The sequence below is a fragment of the Lutimonas sp. genome, assembly GCF_051011215.1.
In the GTDB taxonomy this organism is placed as follows: domain Bacteria; phylum Bacteroidota; class Bacteroidia; order Flavobacteriales; family Flavobacteriaceae; genus Lutimonas.
Genome location: NZ_JBPCUJ010000149.1, coordinates 1 through 17,611, shown reverse-complemented (window position 1 = coordinate 17,611; position 17,611 = coordinate 1). Strand labels below are relative to the sequence as shown.

The following is a 17,611-nucleotide window of genomic DNA, read 5'->3' as shown; positions in this document are numbered from 1 at the left end:
GTTCCAATAGAGTAAGTAATGTAACTTGGTAATAAAACTGCATCTACGACATGTGCAACACCATTCACAGCTTTTAAATCTGCAGCTGTTACGTTGGCGCTGTTGATTTTAACACCGTCTGTAAGATCTACAGTGACAAATTCGAATTCTGGACCACCTGGAATACCTGGTAATAATGTATTTACATCTCCATTAGAAAGTTGATCAGAAGTTACTGCTCCACCTAATAAATGGTAAGTCACTATTTCTTTTAGAACCTCTACAGGAATGTCATCTATACTAGTCATACCTAAGGCAGCTAAAACACCTTCAAAAGCAGCATCTGTTGGAGCGAAAACAGTTAAATCTTGTGTTGGGTCGTTAGCAGCAGCTAACAAGTCAGATAATTCTGGCTTCGAAAGAGCGCTTAGTAAAATCGTATGGTCAGGGCTTCCTGCAACAATCATTGCTAAGGTCTGAGCGTAGAAATCTTCAGGTATAAGAACCTCATCAATAATATGAATGACACCGTTAGAGGCGTCGATATCTGCTTCAGTCACCATCGAAGAACCATTTAAGGTAACACTTCCACCTGAAACGTTTACGTCAATAGTCTGACCTGATAATAAAGTTTGAACTGGACCGTTCGTTAAGTCTCCTGATCCAACATCACCTCCAACTACATGGTATTGTAGTAAAGACGTCAATAAGGAAGGAGTTGCGATGATGTTGTTCAGCACATCTGGATCCAATTTCGCAAATGCAGCATTAGAAGGAGCGAAAACCGTAAATGGTCCGTCACCTGATAAAGCATCAACTAATCCTGCTGCAACAATAGCATCTACTAATGTAGAAAGTTCAGGGTTGTCTTGTGCAACCTCTACGACTGTTTTACCAGAGTTCCCTCCGTTGTCGTTGTCATCGTCATCACTACAACTTAAAGTTAGTAGCGGAATCGCCATAAATAGTATGGCGAACGTAATTTTTTGAAAATAATTCATTTGGATAAAATTTTTCATTGTTCAATATTTAGTTATTAAAGTTGGACAAAGATATATAAAAATTTATTTACTGTCCAAGAAAAAAGTAAAAAAAGTGAACAAAAAAATGAAAACTACTGATTTTACTTGCGTATATGGATAAAGTTTCTGTATATTTGTCCATCTTTTAAACATAATACGTTAAACATGATAACTTACTCAGTAGCACAAGTAGAAGCACTAACCGGCATAAAAGCGCATACTTTAAGAATATGGGAGCGTCGCTATGATTTTTTGGATCCTATGCGAACAGCCACCAATATAAGGTATTACTCGGACGCTCAATTAAAGCAGTTGTTGAATTTTGGGATCTTAGTGAGAAATGGTTATCGTATTTCGAAGCTCAATAAAATGTCGGATGAGCAGATTTATGAGGAGGTTACAAAGGTCTTAGCCGACCCTACATCAGAATCAAGCGATGAGATGAAAGGCTTGACCTTAAGTATGCTTGAGATGAATGAAGAGGATTTTGATAACATTTTTGAGCGTCAGGTTATTAGAAAGGGTTTTTTGAAGACAATAACTGAATCAATTTATCCTTTCCTTCAATATGTAGGAGTTTTGTGGACGACAAACAAAGCAATGGTTGCTCAGGAGCATTATATCTCAAACTTGATACGTCAAAAGTTGATTGCTGCCATTGAGCGGTTGTCTATTCCTCAGAAGGGAGCTCCATCCCTGGTTCTTTTTCTTTTAGAGGGTGAAGAGCATGAGATTGGCTTATTACTGGCCAGTTTTGTGGCAAAGGAAATGGGCTTTAAAGTGTACTATCTCGGCCAGGGTGTGCCTATCATTAATATAAGAAAGGTCATTGAGATTGCTGAGCCAAGTATTATGATGACAATGTTTGTGACGCCAAAAGTGAACAAGGTAAATGGTTTTGTCAAGGAGTTGATGGAGGGGAACGAGGTGCCGTTTGTTATAAGTGGCAGCGGGGAGAACTTGGAGGCGGTGGATGATGCTGCTCATCTTATAAAGGTTTCTTCGCCTGTTGAGTTTCAGGATCATTTAGTGCGCATTCAGAATGCAGTTCGTTTGTCTGGGAATGATCAGTAGGTTTAGCTGGGTTGTGCCCACATGGAATCCTTTTTTATCATCTTTTTCTATCCGTTAATAATTGCTATTTTTAACTTGATGTATTCGTTGTTTATTTGTCATTTTCAATGCATATTCATTGCAATTGAGTGAAGTAATGGGTTGGAATTCAGAAATTTGTTTATGTTAATTTCCATGAATTAGGTCAAAATATCTACAAAAATAAAGTTAAACAAAAAATGTACATTATATTTATAAAAAAGTTAGACAAAAATATCATTTTTTGTTTAAAATGCCTTAGTTTTGTCTTATGAAGAAAAAAATTGCTGTTATCGGTTCTGGATTTGCCTCTATCTCTGCTGCCACCTATCTGGCGCACGCTGGTTATGAGGTAAATGTTTATGAAAAAAATGACCAACTCGGTGGCCGTGCAAGGCAATATGTCCATGAAGGTTTTAAATTTGATATGGGACCTACATGGTATTGGATGCCGGATGTGTTTGAAAGATATTTTCAGGATTTCAATAAAAAACCTTCTGACTACTATCAACTGGAACGCCTGGGTCCGGCTTATCGGGTCTATTTTGATGCCCATGATTATGTTGATGTTTCAGATAAGCTTGAAGAAATTAAGGAAACTTTTGAAAAAATAGAGCCCAAGGCTTCTCAGTCTTTGGATGAATTTTTGGCAAAAGCAGAACAGAATTATGAAGTGGCGATCAAAAAACTAGTATACAAACCCGGAGTAAGCCCGTTGGAATTGGTATCAAAGGATACAGTATTAGAGATTCCACAATTTATTTCCACGATACATGATGTGGCAAAAAGAAAATTCAAAAGTGAAAGATTGCGCCAGATCATTGAGTTTCCTGTATTATTTTTAGGCGCCAAGCCATCAATGACTCCGGCTTTTTACAGTTTTATGAACTACGCCGATCTTAGTCTTGGTACCTGGTACCCCAAAGGCGGTATGAAATCTGTTATAGATGGTATGATAACTTTGGCAGAAGAATTGGGAGTGCGCTTTCATACCAAATCGAATGTTTCTAAGATTCTGACAAATGATAAAAAGGAAGTGTATGGAATGCTCCTAAACAATAATGAAATTCCTGTTAGTTTGCTTGTTTCTGGTGCAGATTATGCCCATACAGAGAGTTTACTTCCTTTAAAAAATAGAATGTATAGTGACGCTTATTGGGACAAGAAAGTAATGGCACCATCTTCACTTTTGTTCTATGTGGGATTAGATAAGAAGGTGGAAAATGTATTGCATCACACTTTATTTTTTGATGTGCCCTTTGATGAGCATGCCGCAGCAATATATGATGAGCCAGCCTGGCCAGAGAAACCACTTTTTTATGCGAGTTTTCCAAGTATTACAGATAGTTCCGTGGCGCCAGAAGGAAAAGAGGCAGCTATTTTTTTGATTCCTCTAGCACCGGATTTGGAAGATACTGAGGCCTTAAGAGAGCAATATTTTGAGATTATTATCGACCGACTTGAAAAATTGACCGGGCAAAATATCAAACAAAGTATTATATTTAAGGAATCTTATTGCGTGCAGGATTTTAAAGATGACTATAATTCCTTTAAAGGAAACGCCTATGGTATGGCGAATACATTATTGCAAACTGCATTTCTAAGACCCAAACTAAAAAGTAAAAAAATTAAAAATTTATTTTTCACTGGTCAATTGACTGTACCAGGACCTGGTGTTCCTCCGTCATTGATTTCAGGAAAATTAGTTGCTGACCTACTAAAAAAGAATTATTAACATGAAAGAATTATTTGACAATTTATCTTATCGATGCTCGCATAGGGTGACTACTATGTATAGCACTTCATTTTCACTTGCTGTAAAAATGTTGTCACCCAAGATCCAGAAAGATATTTATGCCATTTATGGTTTTGTGCGCTTTGCAGATGAAATCGTGGATTCTTTTCACGATTATGATAAAGAGGTCCTTTTGGACGAATTTGAAAAAGACCTTTATAATTCCATAGAGCGTGGAATAAGTTTAAATCCAATTTTGAATGCTTTTCAACACGTGGTGCACAAACACCATATTGATCATGATATGATAGATCATTTTATGAAAAGCATGCGAGCCGATCTTAATAAACAGGAGTACAAGAGTGTAAAGGAGTATGAGGAGTATATTTATGGTTCAGCTGATGTAGTAGGCTTAATGTGTTTGAAGGTTTTTGTGCAGGGTGATCAGCAGCGTTTTGAGGAATTGAAAGCCCCAGCCATGAAATTAGGCAGTGCCTTCCAAAAAGTCAATTTTTTAAGAGACCTAAAAGATGATACTGAAAATTTAGAGCGATCCTATTTTCCTCATATTAAAGGAGGAATTATAGAAGGTGCTGTAAAGGACCAGATTATTGCCGAAATCAATCAAGATTTTGACGATGCCTATATCGGTATTAAGAAATTGCCCATGGAGGCAAAGTTCGGCGTATATACCGCCTATGTATACTATAAAAAATTATTGAGAAAACTCAATAGAACTGAAGCCAGTGAGATTCAGGAAAAAAGAATTAGAATCAGCAACCCGATGAAAATGTTTCTTTTGACCAAATCTTTTGTCAATTACAAGCTTAATTTGCTTTGACAGTTAAAAAAATCATATTAATTTTATTGGCTGTAACCTTCTTGTCAAATACTCAGAATAGTGATTTGGTAAATGAAATCAGATCAGACTTCCAGCAAATTGAGAGTGAGGAAGATATTGAAAAAATATTGGCTTATAAGGTCAAAGGATTAGATGACGAAGAGGACGAATTGATCAATGCTTATAAGGCTGCGGGAACATGCATGATGGCGAATTATGTGTTTAGTCCAAAGTCAAAATTGAAGTATTTTAAACAAGGAAAAGGTGAACTGGAGGAATTAATCCTGACGAACAAAGATGTTGAAAAAGTTTATTTGAGATTGTTGATTCAATTGAATATTCCGAAGTTTCTCAATTATCACGGTGATATTGAAGCAGATATTTATTACTTGCAGGAGCATATGGCTGAATCATCGATTGAGACATCTTTTAAAAGTAGGATGATTGAGAACCTCCTCAGCGTTGCAAAGAAACAAGACTATAAAGAAGGCTTGTCAGAAGTTGAAGTAGAAGAGAATCGTTAATAAAAATTTAGAAAAGATGATTTTGTTTATAACCATAGTGATTACAGCCATCCTGATGGAAGGTGTGGCTTGGGGTATGCATAAATATGTGATGCATGGGCTGTTCTGGAATTTACATGAGGATCATCATGTGCGTGACGACCACAATTCGTTTTTTGAATTAAATGATTCCTTTTTTGTGTTTTTCGCTGTCATTTCAATTACTGCTTTTTCCTTGTGGTCCATTTTTGGATGGGAAATCAGTCTTGGGATTGGTATCGGCGTTTTTATCTATGGTCTTATTTATTTTGTGATTCACGACCTTTTTATTCATCAAAGAATTAAAATCTGGAGAAATACCAAGAACCGGTATTTGTTGGCATTGAGAAGAGCACATAAAATTCATCATAAACATTTAGGCAAACACGATGGAGAATGCTTCGGCATGCTCTGGGTACCAATGAAATATTATAAAGGAAACTATTAAGCAATGTCGTTATACCTCTGGTTAGACCTTCTATCCTTGTCGGTACCTTTTTTGGTCTCCTTTCATCCAAGAATCGCTTTATATAAAGAATGGAAGGCCTTGTTTATGGCGTTGCTTATCACCATGGTTCCTTTTATTATCTGGGATGTGTATTTTACGGTACAGGGATATTGGGGTTTCAATTCCGAATACCTGGCTGGTATCAATTTATGGCACTTACCTGTCGAGGAATGGCTCTTTTTTATCTGTATACCCTATGCGTGCGTATTTACACATATTTCAATATTGGAAATTAATCCCAATCTAAAATTATCTAAAAAAACGACTCAAATTATTTCAGGACTATTGTTTCTTTTATTTTTCGTGGTTTTCATCACAAATTATGGAAAGGCTTATACAGCAGTTGATATGATCTTTGCAATTCTGGTCTTAGGAGTCGTGACGAAATTCAATCCTGATTTACTCAACTCTTTTTATATCACGTTTCTGTTTATGCTGATTCCATTTTTTATCGTCAATGGAATTTTAACGGGCACTGGTATTGATGGAAATATTGTTTGGTATAACGATGATCAGAATCTTGGAGTCAGAATGGTGACAATTCCGGTAGAAGATACCGTTTATGCTTTTTCAATGATTTTGCTGAACCTCTTTCTCTTTTATAAATTCAAAAGAAGTTAATTATTCTTGTCTTGAATATCTTACAGATATTTTATGAGGTGTTGATGCAGGATACCCACCTCTTTGAATGAGTCTCCGTAAACGGAAAAACCCAAAGCTGTATAAAAGGAAGTAACTGTAGCTCTGGAGTGTATCGTGATTTCCTTTAAACTCGTTGTTTTGGCAAAGGTCAACAATGCCTTGACCAACTGTTTGCCCAGACCTTTGCCTTGCCAGTTTGAATCAACAGCCATTTGAATGAGTTGTCCCTTTGTTGCTTCTGAATTTAGACGCGCCAGCAACACACATCCAACGACCTTGTTATTTGAAATTGCTACAAAGTGCCATGAATCTGAGTCATGTATTTCCCAGCCATAATCAGGGATGCCTATCGGACGCAGAAGTATTCTGTTTCTGAGTTCTCGCTCCTCTTGATAGAGAGGATGCTGCATATCTATGGTAGTAATTGTAAGCATACATGGGTAGAATGATGGAGCTTAACTCAAGGAAATCAATTCCCTTAGAACTTTCACATTTTCATTCAGGCTTTTCTCCTGAGCATTTTTCGCGTACATTAGGTCAAGTCTGTCCTGATACCTTTCGGTGATCTTGTGTCTTACCATTTTTAGGGTCGAATTGATCAGTTGATTTTCTTCAGAGAACTCCTCAGCTACAATCTGAAAATTTGAAGGAATCCATTTTCCGGGAAATTTATCCTTGAATTCAACTTGCTTTTCAAATTTCAACATTTCTATCTTTAGCGCCTTGTTCAAATCTTCATAGCTTTGAATTTTCTCACTTTTCACCAATTCTTCCAAAGCTTTTTTATGTAAAGTCAGTAAGGCACTTGTAAATTTTTGATGGTCGTTATAGATCATGATCTGCTGAATACAGTTCGAGCTGTTGACGATAGCTTCTTCAATTTCTTCAGGAGAATACTTTTCTCCATCTTCAGAGATCAGCAACGCTTTTTCCCTGCCTACGACCACCAGAAAATTATCCTCGTCGATATAGCCCAGATCACCCGTATGCAGCCATCCATTTTTAATGGTTTCCGCTGTAGCAGTTTCATTTTTATAGTAGCCTTTCATTACGTTGTCCCCTTTGATGACAATTTCTCCTTTTTGCCCGGTCTTCAATTCTTTGCCATTTTCATCACAGATGCGGCACTGAATCCCTTCGAGTACCTTTCCTGAGGTACCCATTTTGTGATTAAAAGGCGTGTTTGTAGAAATGATTGGTGTTGCTTCTGTCAAACCATAGCCCTGATATACAGGAATCCCAATGGCTTTGTAGAACTGCTGTTGTTTGATATCCAGTAAGGCACCGCCTCCCACAAAGAATTCAATCTTTGGCCCAAATATATGTCTTAGTTTGCTGAAAATCAGCTTTTCAGCAACAATCATGTTAAAGAATGTAGTTGCCTGTACCTTGGCTCCTGGTTTGGTAAAACCGTCACCATTTCTCTTAATGGCAGCTGAGATCCCTCTGTTAAAAATACCCTCAATAAATCCACCTTTGGCTTGGATTCCGTCCTTAAACTTTTGAATAAAATTACTGGTAAGAGCGGGCACTGTTAAAAGAAAATTTGATTCAGCTTCCACAAGATTCTTAGGAATGTTTTTAAGGGCATTGACGCCTCCGCCTCTTGCATCTACAAAATGTAGTGAAAGACCTTTTACAAGTGCCGTGTATATGCCAACAGTATGGGCAAAAGAATGATCTGTTGGTAAAATCAGTAAAGTGGATATCTTTTCTTTTATCTGAAAAGTGGCCACTGCAGCATGACTGTTTGAATAATAATTTAAGTGGGTAAGCATGATTCCTTTGGGATTTCCAGTGGTTCCCGAAGTATATGAAATTGTGACAACTTTGTCTTCATACGTTTCCTTTTCAATGCTTTTTAATATGTCTTCGTTTTGAGTGAAAGAGTCAGTTCCCTTTTGATAAAGGTCATCGATAAAAATCAGATCAGCTTCCTTAAAACCGTATTTTTCACACTGACTGCTTATTTTTTTTGACGGGCTGTCGAGCAGGATCAATCGTAGAGCTTTGTTTTGGTATTTATCCCACTGACTGATTACTTTCTCGAGCGTGTTCTCAGAGATAATGAATAAACTGGCATCCGAGTGATTCACTCTAAAAGGTACTTCTTCCGGCAGCAGTTTTATTGAGAGCGGAACAGAAATGGCTCCGGCATATAAGGCGGCAAATTCGGCAATGATCCAATCACTTTTTGCTTCTGATAATATAGCAATTTTGTCATCTGTTTTTATGCCTAAATCAATAAACGAAGAGGCCAGATACCTTGCTTTTGATTTTGCCTGACTAAAGGAAGTTCTGAGCCATCCTTCATCTCCTTTGGTACTTAAATAAGGATCATTTTTATAGGTACTAGCCGCTCGATCGAGCATTGAAAAAACAGTTCTTTGACTCATAATAACGTATTGTGCTGCTAAAATACTTTTTTTTGTGAAACTGTCGATCTTCCTGAATTGATTAACTTTGGATGACATTTTTATTTTATTCCAAATGCATATCCAACCCAAGCAAGCCCTTGAGAAATTGAAAGAAGCTTCTCAGGAATTTTTAGAAGTATTTCAACATGGATCGTTGAATGTTGAGGTGTACAAGCCTGATAGGATCGATAAACAAGGTCCTCATAAAAGAGATGAAATCTATGTCGTTATTTCTGGTTCCGGAACTTTTATGAATGGAAATGATCAGCGTGAATTCACAGCGGGAGATTTTTTGTTTGTAAAGGCTGGAGTCACACATCGTTTTATTAATTTTACAGCAGATTTTTCTACCTGGGTTTTTTTCTATGGACCCGAGGGAGGTGAATCAAATAAATTATAAGATACATGACACTACCAAAGTTTTTATTAGGAGATAATACAGACCATCCGGATGATATATTTATCATGCATACCGAATACCCGCAGTTTATTATTAACCTGGTCAATGATGATATTGAATGGATGGATGAATTACGAGGAGATGAAACCGAAATTGCCAATGAGATCTCAAGATTGATCGAAGATGCAACGGAGTTTTATGACCGAGAAATGGAGCGCTATACAGAAGTGTAACTTCGCTTATTTTTTTGCTTTTTTTACTAGTTCGATTTGTGAAATGTCAGTCTTTGCTGTGAAAAGACCATAATTAATCGTGGCAGAATTCTTCTCGATTTTTTCGATGGTTCCTTTTGCGTTACCATCTACCAGGCGCACGGTATCGTTAATTTGGAATTGATAGTCTTTTATGTAAAGCGCTTTTTCTCTTTGAATGGTTTCTTTTTCTATGCGTACTTTTTTAACTTCCGGAAGCACTTCTTTCTCGATTTTTTTTAACGCTTTTTCTTTAAGGATCTGTCGTTGTTTAAGCTCTTTATTGATTTTTGTTCTCTCTCGTTTGGATAAAGGTTTTTCTTTTTGATCGTTTTTCTTATTTAATTCAATTCGAAGCTTGTTCTTCTTTTGCTGTTCGAATTTGGTCTGTTCAATTAAGGACCATTTACTAAAACTGTCCCTTAACTCCTTTTTGTTTTTTGTCTGGAAGAATCGATTAAGAATCTCATTGGTTTTTCTTCCGAGTGAGAGCATTTTTTGATTGTTGTCATACAAATCCTGAAAGCTTTCGATCTTCTCCTGAATTTTTTGTTGCTGGCTGATCAGTTTTTCGGAACCAGCTTTTGCCAGCGCCTGTTCTTTCACAAGTCCATCCGCTTTTTTCTCTAACTCATTCCTTTCTTTTTGTAATTTGGCAATGGTTTTATCGAGTCTTATTTTTTCTCTTTCAACTTTTTTCTTAGCCCTGTTGATCAGTCGAAAAGGGATGCCGATTTTTTGAGCCACTTCAAAGGTAAATGAACTACCTGCCTGACCTGTATGAAGTTTGAATAAGGGCTCTAAGGTGGCTTGATCAAACTGCATATTGGCATTGGTGACATTTTCTAATTCGCTGGCCAGGACTTTGAGGTTGGAGTAATGTGTCGTAATGATGCCATAGGCGCCTTTTTCATAAAACTCTTCCAAAAACACTTCGGCCAAAGCACCTCCTAATTCCGGGTCACTCCCTGTACCAAACTCATCAATTAAAAACAAGGTGTTGTCATTGCATCGCTTCAGAAAATTGCGCATGTTTTTTAAGCGATAGCTATAGGTACTTAATTGATTTTCAATAGACTGATTGTCGCCAATATCGGTTAAAACTTTGTCGAATATACTAATCTCGCTTCGTTCATGAACGGGGATCAAGATACCACTCTGTATCATGACCTGTAATAATCCAATGGTTTTTAACGTAATGCTTTTACCACCAGCATTAGGACCGGAAATGACGATGATTTGTTGAGTTCTATTCAGTTCCAGTGTCTGGGGTATGGTATGCAAGCCTTTTTGATTGTTTTCCAGCCATAAAATGGGATGGTAGGCATTTTTTAAATAGATCTTTTTATCTCTTACAATTTTCGGTAAACAGGCATCAATGGCCTGTGCATATTTTGCTCTTGCTCCAATACTGTCAAGATGAGTTAAATAATCCTGATAGGTGCTTAACAAGGGAGCATAAATTCGAAGCTCATTTGTGAGGTTCTTTAATATTTTGACAATTTCTTCCTGTTCTTCGTACTTAATGTTTTGTAATTCGCGAGACAATTGTAAGGTCGCTTCCGGGGCGATATAAACAATGCTCCCCGTTTTAGAGTTGCCCATGATCGCACCATTGACCTTTCTGCGATACATGGCCTGTACAGCCAGTACACGCTGGTTGTCAACAACCGTTTCTCGAATGTCATCTAAATATCCAAGAGAGGCATAATGAGACATGGCTTTGTTAAAGCTTCCTCCAAGCTGCCCTCTGATTTTATTGATCTCTTTTCGAATTTGTTTTAAGGCTGCGGAGGCATTGTCTAATACTTCACCGAATGGTGAAATGAGGTTTTGAATTTTTTTACTGATTGATTTGTTGAGTTCGATATGCTCGGATTGCTCGAATAAATTTGGATAATACTCTTTGAATTTTTTATAAAAAAGGAGCAGGTTATTGATGTTCTCCGAAATACTTGAAATTTTTATAAAGGCAGGACCTTCTAAAAAACTATCTTCAATATGAAGCAGTGATATTTCTTTAGAAATCTCATCAAAATAATGAGAAGGAATCCGATTTTCATTTTCAAAGGATGACAAATATTCATTTACCTGATTTAATTCAGACTTTAATGCTAAAGTCCGGTCAATGGGTCGTATGCTTGCCACCTTTTCACGCCCCAGGTCTGAGATACAATAATTGGCGATGCTCTCTAATATTGTAGAGAACTCAAGGTCATTTAAGGTTTTATCTGTTATTTTATGTGCCAAAGTCTTAAATTTGTCATGGCAAAAATAACCAAATTTATACTATGAACGTAAATATTTCAAACAGTTGGAAATCAATATTGGCTGATGAATTTAAAAAGGATTATTTTAAATCATTGGAAGGTTTTGTAGAAACTGAATATGAGAATTATAGATGTTTTCCTGAGTCGGATCATATTTTTGCTGCCTTTAATCACTGCGATTTTGAAGCAGTCAAAGTGGTTGTAATTGGACAGGATCCTTATCATGGAGAAGGCCAGGCCAATGGTCTTTGCTTTTCCGTCAAGGAACAGGTAAAGCATCCTCCTTCTTTGGTGAACATTTTTAAGGAATTAGAAGCGGATCTTGGCAAACCATATCCGATAAGTGGAGATCTGAATGACTGGGCGTCTCAGGGCGTGTTATTGCTCAATGCAACATTGACAGTTAGATCGGGAGCAGCAGGATCTCATCAAAAAAAAGGCTGGGAGAAGTTTACCGATGTGGTCATTGAGCAGCTTTCAGAAAAGAGAGAGCATCTCGTTTTTCTTTTATGGGGTGGTTTCGCACAGAAGAAAGGAAAAAAAATAAACGACCAAAGGCATCAAATACTCGATACGGGCCATCCCTCACCGCTCAGCGCAAACAGAGGATACTGGTTTGGAAACAAGCATTTTAGCAAGGCAAATGAGTATCTGAGAGCGCATCAGCTGGATGAAATAAGCTGGTAGAAAAAAACTAATTTTTTTCTAATTTTTTATAGGTGAATTCTACAAGATACGCAGTTAGGAAGATCAATAGCACGATATAAACACCAATTCGATTGCTTGTGAATTGTTGCCAGAATAACGAAATAAGGGCGATTAGACAAAGGAAAAATCCGAAGGAAGAAATCCACTTACTGGAATTCGTTTTTTTGGCTAGTTTAAAGTTTGCCAGGTTGACAAGAGCAAATATCCATAAAAAACCGGCGCTTCCCGCGGTAGAAATGCTTTCCAGATTGAGAGTGTTTGCAAGTACTAGGGTCAATAGGGCGGTTATCAATAGACCTATTGGTTGATTCCAATAAATTTTGCTGAATTCATGCGGTAATTCATCTTCTTCAGCCAGTTGATAGTTTACTCTGCTGCCACCATAAAGTGTCGCATTGATGGCTGAAAAAGTTGAAATTAATGCCGTAATACTGATGATAGCAAAGCCTACCTTACCTAAAATAGGTTCGGCTGCCACGGCAAGTACATATTCCTGTGCTTGGGCAATGTCATCAAATGAAACCGATCCTACCGTTATAATAGCAATGCAAACATACAATACAACAACGGCTGCCGTTGAGATATAGAACGCTTTAGCGGTATTTGTTTCTGGATTTTTAAGATTGGGAATGGCGTTTGCAATTAATTCAAAACCTTCATAGGCCACAAAAATAACCATACCTCCGCTTACAATCTTTAAGGGGCTTTCCCAGTGAGACGGATTCATTTGAAAGAGTTGATCACTTGAACTCAGCCCGTAAGCTCCCAGAAAAATAAATCCTATCAGAATGACCATTTTTACAAAAACAGCAATAGATTCGGCGATACTGACAGCTTTAAAACTAATGTAATTTAAGGCGGTGGAAAATAGGACAATACCCGACAATAACAAATGTTTATCAAAGTTGTAATCACCGGTAATTTGAATCATTTTTGCCCCATAAGAGCCAAAAGCTGAAGCATAGAGCGCAAGCATAATAATATAGCTCAGCCATAAAAGATTATTTGTTCCTCCGCTAAAAACGGTTTTCCCAAAACCTTGGGTGATAAAATTTACAGTTCCACCTGAGGAGGGGTATGTTTTAGATAATTGAACGTATGAATAGGAGGTGAGTAAGGCAATAATTCCTGCGATTAAAAAAGCGATGGGTGTAGCCCCTTTGCTCAATTCGACAGCAAGTCCTAAAACAGCAAAAATACCACCTCCAACCATACCACCAATACCTATGGCTATGGCATCTTTTAGTCCAATTTCATTTTTGTTTTTCATCTGTTTCGTTCACCGTCAATTTACAAATAATTAGTTGTTTATTGAAACGAGGGTTAAGACCATTTCTTCATCGGCAGGTCCATCGTCAAACATTGAATGAACAGAAATCAACTGGATTGTTTTTCCGGAATGTTCTTAAGAATCAGTTGTAAAAAAGTCCAGAATCGCTGTGTTGATGAGATGCTGGCTCTTTCATCCGGAGAATGGGCTCCTTTAATTGTGGGACCGAATGAGATCATGTCCATATCAGGATAATGCGTACCGAGTAAACCACATTCTAATCCTGCATGACAGGCGACAACGGCGGGTTCGCTTTTGAAAAGGTCACTGTAGATAGAGGTTAATACCTTAAGGATGGGTGAATCCCGATTCGGGCTCCAACCAGGGTAAGAACCTGAAAATTGAACCTCGAACCCATTGGTTTCGAAGGTTTCTTTTAAGGCATTCGCAACTTCCATTTTACTCTTTTCCACGGATGATCTTGTTAAGGAAGCGATGTGCATGTCCTTGTTGCCAACGTTGACTCTGGCAATATTATTAGATGATTCTACCAAATCCGGAATCCCCGGACTCATACTATAGACACCATTGACTGCATTCTCAAGTGCATTGATAAGGGCAGTCTGATCTTCCACGGACATACAGGTCAAAGGTCTTTCTACTTCTAATAATTCACAGCTCAGGTTCGGTTCTGTTGTTGCGAACTCTTTCAGAATAATATCACGTGTAGTTTCAAAATTTTCTTTAAGCTGCTGAATGTTTTCTTCAAGACAGCTCAGGAGCGCCACGCTTTCTCTGGGTATGGCATTTCGCAAACTCCCGCCATCAATTTGACTTAATTTGATGATGTCAAGATTAGATTTTAAAAGTTGGTTCATGATTTTATTTGCATTGCCCAATCCTTTATGAATATCCATCCCTGAGTGACCTCCCTGCAGTCCTTTGACGCTTATTCGAAAACCTAGACAATCATCTTCAACTATCAACTCAGCATAACTCTTTGACGCGGTAACATCAATGCCTCCTGCGCAACCGATGTCAATTTCGTCATCTTCTTCGGTATCCAGATTCAGTAGAATATCTCCTGTCAAATAGCCGGCTTCCAAGCCTTGAGCACCGGTCATACCTGTTTCTTCATCGATTGTAAACAGGGCTTCAATAGCAGGATGCTCCAGATCATTACTCGACAGGACACTCATGATGGCAGCAACGCCCAAGCCATTATCCGCACCTAAGGTTGTTCCCGCTGCTTTAACCCAATCACCATCCACTTTCATGTTGATTCCTTCAGTGGCAAAATCAAAGTTCACATCAGCATTTTTCTGATGTACCATGTCTAAATGGGACTGCAGAACCACACTTTTTCTCGACTCCATTCCCGGAGTCGCTGGTTTTCGAATAATCACATTACTTACCGGGTCAACAATTGTTTCCAAACCGAGTTTTTTTCCAAAAGCAACCATAAAAGCAACAATTTCCTCTTCTTTTTTAGAAGCTCTTGGAATTGCATTGATGTCTGCGAAATGATTCCAAACTATTGTTGGTTCCTGTGATCTTACCGTAACGTTTTCCATATGATGTTCTTTTACCCTGTGGGTTTCTATTATTAGTCGATGTCTGTGATGACCTGGTCAAGATGCTTTCGTACTTTTTTCATCCGGCTCATAACGTCATCTTCTGCTCTAAAGCCTACAGGCAGCAGTAATACAGATTTTAGATTCTTTTCCTGTAAATTGAGCGCCTCATCAAATTTACCGGGATTAAAGCCTTCCATAGGGCATGAATCTATACCCTGTTCAGCACAGACTGTCATTAGAGTTCCTATATTGATATAGGCCTGATTGATCGAAGAACTGTCTATTTGTTCTCTTGATTTGTTCTTGAAAATAGATTTTAGCTGGTCGCGGAATTTTCCGATGATATCTTCAGAGGTTCCCCTAACTGTTTTTTCCAACTCAAAATAAGAATCGATAGAGTTTTCGTCTAAAGCGGTATCAATGCAAATGACCAGCAGATGAGAGCAAGTGGTTATCTGCTGTTGAAAATAAGCATGAGGCAGCAGTTTAGCTTTGAGTTCATCTCCCTGAATTACAAGCATCTTTAGAGGCTGAAGACCAAAAGAGGTTGCCGTGAGGTTGAAGGCATTTTTAAGAACCATTAATTGTTCCTGACTCAATTTTTTTGAACTGTCAAACTTTTTACAGGCATATCTCCACTGAAGACTTTCGATAATATTTTTTTCTGAATTCATGCTTTATTGGCTGATTTAACGGAGTTCTGCTCTGGAACACTTAGGCGTTTAGAGATTGCATTTTAACGAGGTTAAAGTAGACTCCTTTCTTTTTTAAGAGTTCATCATTTTTACCCTGTTCTACTATTTTCCCCTTCTGTAATACGACAATATGATCTGCATTCTGAATGGTAGAAAGTCTGTGAGCAATCACAACTGAGGTTCTGTTTTTCATCATTTTTTCCAGGGCATCCTGCACGAGTTTTTCAGATTCCGTATCCAGGGCTGAAGTGGCCTCATCCAAGATCATAATCGGAGGGTTTTTTAGCACGGCCCTTGCAATGCTTAAACGCTGCTTTTGACCACCGGATAATTTGTTTCCGCCATCACCGATATTGGTTTCATATCCCAAGGGTAAATCCTTAATAAATTCATGGGCGTTGGCAATGGTTGCTGCCTCTAAGATTGCCTCCTCAGATTTATCTTCCACCCCTAAGAGAATATTGTTTTTAACGCTGTCATTAAACAAAATTGAATCCTGAGAAACCAGACCTTGAAGATCTCTTAATGATTTTTTCGTGATATCCTTAATGTCAATCCCGTCAATTTTTATACATCCTTCGTTCACATCGTAGAACCTCGTTATGAGGTTTGCAATGGTGGATTTTCCACTACCTGATTGTCCTACAAAGGCAACCGTTTTTCCTTTGGGTATTTCTAATGAAAAATCTTTCAGCACGTAGTCATCTTCGTATTTAAAAGAAATGTTTTGAATGGAAATATGGGCATCAAAGCTGTTTTTGACCTGAGCGTCATTCTTATCTTTTAACGGAGATTCTGTATTCAAAATTTCAAGGACACGTTCAGCGGCGGCATCCCCTTTTTTAACCCCATACACAGCTTTTGAAATAGCCTTGGCAGGTGTCAATATATTGTAAGCCAGTCCCATATAAACGATAAAGGCATCAGGTGCCAAGGTTTTGTCTACCAACACTAAAGATCCTCCATACCACAATAAAATTGCGATCACTGTGATTCCTAAAAATTCACTTAAAGGCGAGGCCAGGTTTTTTCTGTTTAACAGGGTGTTTGAAAAATGATAAAACCGCGAGGTTGAATCGCGAAACTTTTTATTAAAATAGGGTTGTGCATTAAAACCTTTGATAACGCGCAAGCCACCCAGTGTTTCTTCGAGAATTGATAAAAACTGACCTTGTTCTTTTTGAACATTATCAGATTGCTTTTTGAGTGATTTACCAACCAAGGAAATGATATACCCTGAAATAGGGATAAAAATAAAAACAAAAACGGTCAATTGAGGACTCAGGGCCAGCATCGCAATAATCGTAAAAATGATCGTTAGAGGTTCTCGTACGATTAATTCTAAAATGGATAAGAAGGAATGCTGAATTTCTAAAACGTCTGTAGAAATTCTGGCAATCAAATCTCCTTTTCGTTTTTCTGAAAAGTAGGATAGGGGCAGGTCCACCGTTTTTTCATATAAATCATTTCTCAAATCTTTTAAAACACCATTTCTCAGAAAAGTGATAAAAAACAAGGCGAGGTACCCAAAGAGGTTTTTGAGTAAAAAAGTAGCAATGACAATAAAAATCATAAACATCAAGGCCTTGAGTTCTCCTTCAGTATTGACTTTTTGGGTGATAAAATAATTGATATAATTCTCAATATAATCTCCAAGTTCAA

Annotated in this window: 17 protein-coding genes; 9 read left to right on the top strand and 8 right to left on the bottom strand. The window is 37.8% G+C overall.

The genetic code is table 11. The annotated features are described in order from the left end of the window. A partial coding sequence (locus ACR2MV_RS14145) for a fasciclin domain-containing protein (protein ID WP_434022688.1) occupies nucleotides 1–998 on the bottom strand: 998 nt, incomplete at its 3' end. A 168-nt stretch (nucleotides 999–1,166) separates the two neighbouring features. On the opposite strand from ACR2MV_RS14145, the gene ACR2MV_RS14140 reads away from it, so the two are divergent. From ACR2MV_RS14140 to ACR2MV_RS14115, 6 genes are all read left to right on the top strand, one after another. Further along, nucleotides 1,167–2,075, top strand: a complete 909-nt coding sequence (locus ACR2MV_RS14140; RefSeq protein WP_434022687.1) for a MerR family transcriptional regulator — start codon at nucleotides 1,167–1,169, stop codon at nucleotides 2,073–2,075. A 289-nt stretch (nucleotides 2,076–2,364) separates the two neighbouring features. Then, nucleotides 2,365–3,828 carry a phytoene desaturase family protein gene (locus tag ACR2MV_RS14135; RefSeq protein WP_434022686.1) on the top strand — a complete coding sequence of 488 codons (1,464 nt, stop codon included), beginning with the start codon at nucleotides 2,365–2,367 and terminating at the stop codon, nucleotides 3,826–3,828. Nucleotide 3,829: 1 nt separating this feature from the next. Beyond that, a complete protein-coding gene (locus tag ACR2MV_RS14130; RefSeq protein WP_434022684.1) occupies nucleotides 3,830–4,669 on the top strand; it encodes a phytoene/squalene synthase family protein in 840 nt (279 codons plus the stop codon). After that, the gene (locus ACR2MV_RS14125; RefSeq protein WP_434022682.1) at nucleotides 4,666–5,193 is read left to right on the top strand and encodes a hypothetical protein; all 528 of its coding nucleotides are present in this window, start codon (nucleotides 4,666–4,668) and stop codon (nucleotides 5,191–5,193) included. Before ACR2MV_RS14130 ends, ACR2MV_RS14125 begins: the two co-directional genes overlap by 4 nt. Before the next feature lie 16 nt (nucleotides 5,194–5,209). After that, on the top strand, nucleotides 5,210–5,659 hold the full coding sequence (locus ACR2MV_RS14120) for a sterol desaturase family protein (protein WP_434022680.1): 450 nt from the start codon (nucleotides 5,210–5,212) through the stop codon (nucleotides 5,657–5,659). 3 nt (nucleotides 5,660–5,662) lie between these two features. Then, entirely contained in the window at nucleotides 5,663–6,340 is a 678-nt protein-coding gene (locus ACR2MV_RS14115; RefSeq protein ID WP_434022678.1) for a lycopene cyclase domain-containing protein, read from the top strand. A gap of 20 nt (nucleotides 6,341–6,360) precedes the next feature. Here ACR2MV_RS14115 and ACR2MV_RS14110 read toward each other — a convergent pair whose 3' ends face one another. Beyond that, nucleotides 6,361–6,795, bottom strand: a complete 435-nt coding sequence (locus ACR2MV_RS14110; RefSeq protein ID WP_434022676.1) for a GNAT family N-acetyltransferase — start codon at nucleotides 6,793–6,795, stop codon at nucleotides 6,361–6,363. 21 nt (nucleotides 6,796–6,816) lie between these two features. Beyond that, nucleotides 6,817–8,835 carry an AMP-dependent synthetase/ligase gene (locus tag ACR2MV_RS14105; RefSeq protein WP_434022674.1) on the bottom strand — a complete coding sequence of 673 codons (2,019 nt, stop codon included), beginning with the start codon at nucleotides 8,833–8,835 and terminating at the stop codon, nucleotides 6,817–6,819. A 16-nt stretch (nucleotides 8,836–8,851) separates the two neighbouring features. Between ACR2MV_RS14105 and ACR2MV_RS14100 the strand changes: the two genes are divergently transcribed. Both ACR2MV_RS14100 and ACR2MV_RS14095 read left to right on the top strand, forming a co-directional pair. Then, complete coding sequence (locus ACR2MV_RS14100; protein WP_434022673.1) at nucleotides 8,852–9,178, top strand: cupin domain-containing protein; 327 nt, start codon at nucleotides 8,852–8,854, stop codon at nucleotides 9,176–9,178. 5 nt (nucleotides 9,179–9,183) lie between these two features. Then, a complete protein-coding gene (locus tag ACR2MV_RS14095; protein ID WP_434022672.1) occupies nucleotides 9,184–9,411 on the top strand; it encodes a hypothetical protein in 228 nt (75 codons plus the stop codon). A 6-nt stretch (nucleotides 9,412–9,417) separates the two neighbouring features. Here the strand turns inward: ACR2MV_RS14095 and ACR2MV_RS14090 are convergent, their stop codons facing one another. Beyond that, complete coding sequence (locus tag ACR2MV_RS14090; protein WP_434022671.1) at nucleotides 9,418–11,679, bottom strand: endonuclease MutS2; 2,262 nt, start codon at nucleotides 11,677–11,679, stop codon at nucleotides 9,418–9,420. A gap of 41 nt (nucleotides 11,680–11,720) precedes the next feature. Between ACR2MV_RS14090 and ACR2MV_RS14085 the strand changes: the two genes are divergently transcribed. Beyond that, nucleotides 11,721–12,386, top strand: coding sequence for a uracil-DNA glycosylase (locus tag ACR2MV_RS14085; protein ID WP_434022669.1), 666 nt, complete (start codon nucleotides 11,721–11,723; stop codon nucleotides 12,384–12,386). A 7-nt stretch (nucleotides 12,387–12,393) separates the two neighbouring features. On the opposite strand, the gene ACR2MV_RS14080 is transcribed toward ACR2MV_RS14085, so the two are convergent. From ACR2MV_RS14080 to ACR2MV_RS14065, 4 genes are all read right to left on the bottom strand, one after another. Further along, nucleotides 12,394–13,677 (bottom strand): APC family permease, encoded by a 1,284-nt coding sequence (locus ACR2MV_RS14080; RefSeq protein WP_434022667.1) that lies wholly within the window; start codon nucleotides 13,675–13,677, stop codon nucleotides 12,394–12,396. Nucleotides 13,678–13,784: 107 nt separating this feature from the next. After that, entirely contained in the window at nucleotides 13,785–15,251 is a 1,467-nt protein-coding gene (locus tag ACR2MV_RS14075) for an aminoacyl-histidine dipeptidase (RefSeq protein ID WP_434022665.1), read from the bottom strand. Between the two features lie 32 nt (nucleotides 15,252–15,283). After that, a complete protein-coding gene (locus ACR2MV_RS14070) occupies nucleotides 15,284–15,928 on the bottom strand; it encodes an NAD(P)H-dependent oxidoreductase (RefSeq protein WP_434022663.1) in 645 nt (214 codons plus the stop codon). 40 nt (nucleotides 15,929–15,968) lie between these two features. Further along, on the bottom strand, nucleotides 15,969–17,611 hold a 1,643-nt coding region (locus tag ACR2MV_RS14065), incomplete at its 5' end, for an ABC transporter ATP-binding protein (RefSeq protein WP_434022661.1).

Excerpts from the sequence above, each read along its gene's own strand:
- ACR2MV_RS14140 (WP_434022687.1), top strand. The coding sequence starts at position 1,167 with ATGATAACTTACTCAGTAGCACAAGTAGAAGCACTAACCGGCATAAAA.
- ACR2MV_RS14135 (WP_434022686.1), top strand. The coding sequence starts at position 2,365 with ATGAAGAAAAAAATTGCTGTTATCGGTTCTGGATTTGCCTCTATCTCT.
- ACR2MV_RS14130 (WP_434022684.1), top strand. The coding sequence starts at position 3,830 with ATGAAAGAATTATTTGACAATTTATCTTATCGATGCTCGCATAGGGTG.
- ACR2MV_RS14120 (WP_434022680.1), top strand. The coding sequence starts at position 5,210 with ATGATTTTGTTTATAACCATAGTGATTACAGCCATCCTGATGGAAGGT.
- ACR2MV_RS14115 (WP_434022678.1), top strand. The coding sequence starts at position 5,663 with ATGTCGTTATACCTCTGGTTAGACCTTCTATCCTTGTCGGTACCTTTT.
- ACR2MV_RS14110 (WP_434022676.1), bottom strand. The coding sequence starts at position 6,795 with ATGCTTACAATTACTACCATAGATATGCAGCATCCTCTCTATCAAGAG.
- ACR2MV_RS14105 (WP_434022674.1), bottom strand. The coding sequence starts at position 8,835 with ATGTCATCCAAAGTTAATCAATTCAGGAAGATCGACAGTTTCACAAAA.
- ACR2MV_RS14100 (WP_434022673.1), top strand. The coding sequence starts at position 8,852 with ATGCATATCCAACCCAAGCAAGCCCTTGAGAAATTGAAAGAAGCTTCT.
- ACR2MV_RS14095 (WP_434022672.1), top strand. The coding sequence starts at position 9,184 with ATGACACTACCAAAGTTTTTATTAGGAGATAATACAGACCATCCGGAT.
- ACR2MV_RS14085 (WP_434022669.1), top strand. The coding sequence starts at position 11,721 with ATGAACGTAAATATTTCAAACAGTTGGAAATCAATATTGGCTGATGAA.
- ACR2MV_RS14080 (WP_434022667.1), bottom strand. The coding sequence starts at position 13,677 with ATGAAAAACAAAAATGAAATTGGACTAAAAGATGCCATAGCCATAGGT.
- ACR2MV_RS14075 (WP_434022665.1), bottom strand. The coding sequence starts at position 15,251 with ATGGAAAACGTTACGGTAAGATCACAGGAACCAACAATAGTTTGGAAT.
- ACR2MV_RS14070 (WP_434022663.1), bottom strand. The coding sequence starts at position 15,928 with ATGAATTCAGAAAAAAATATTATCGAAAGTCTTCAGTGGAGATATGCC.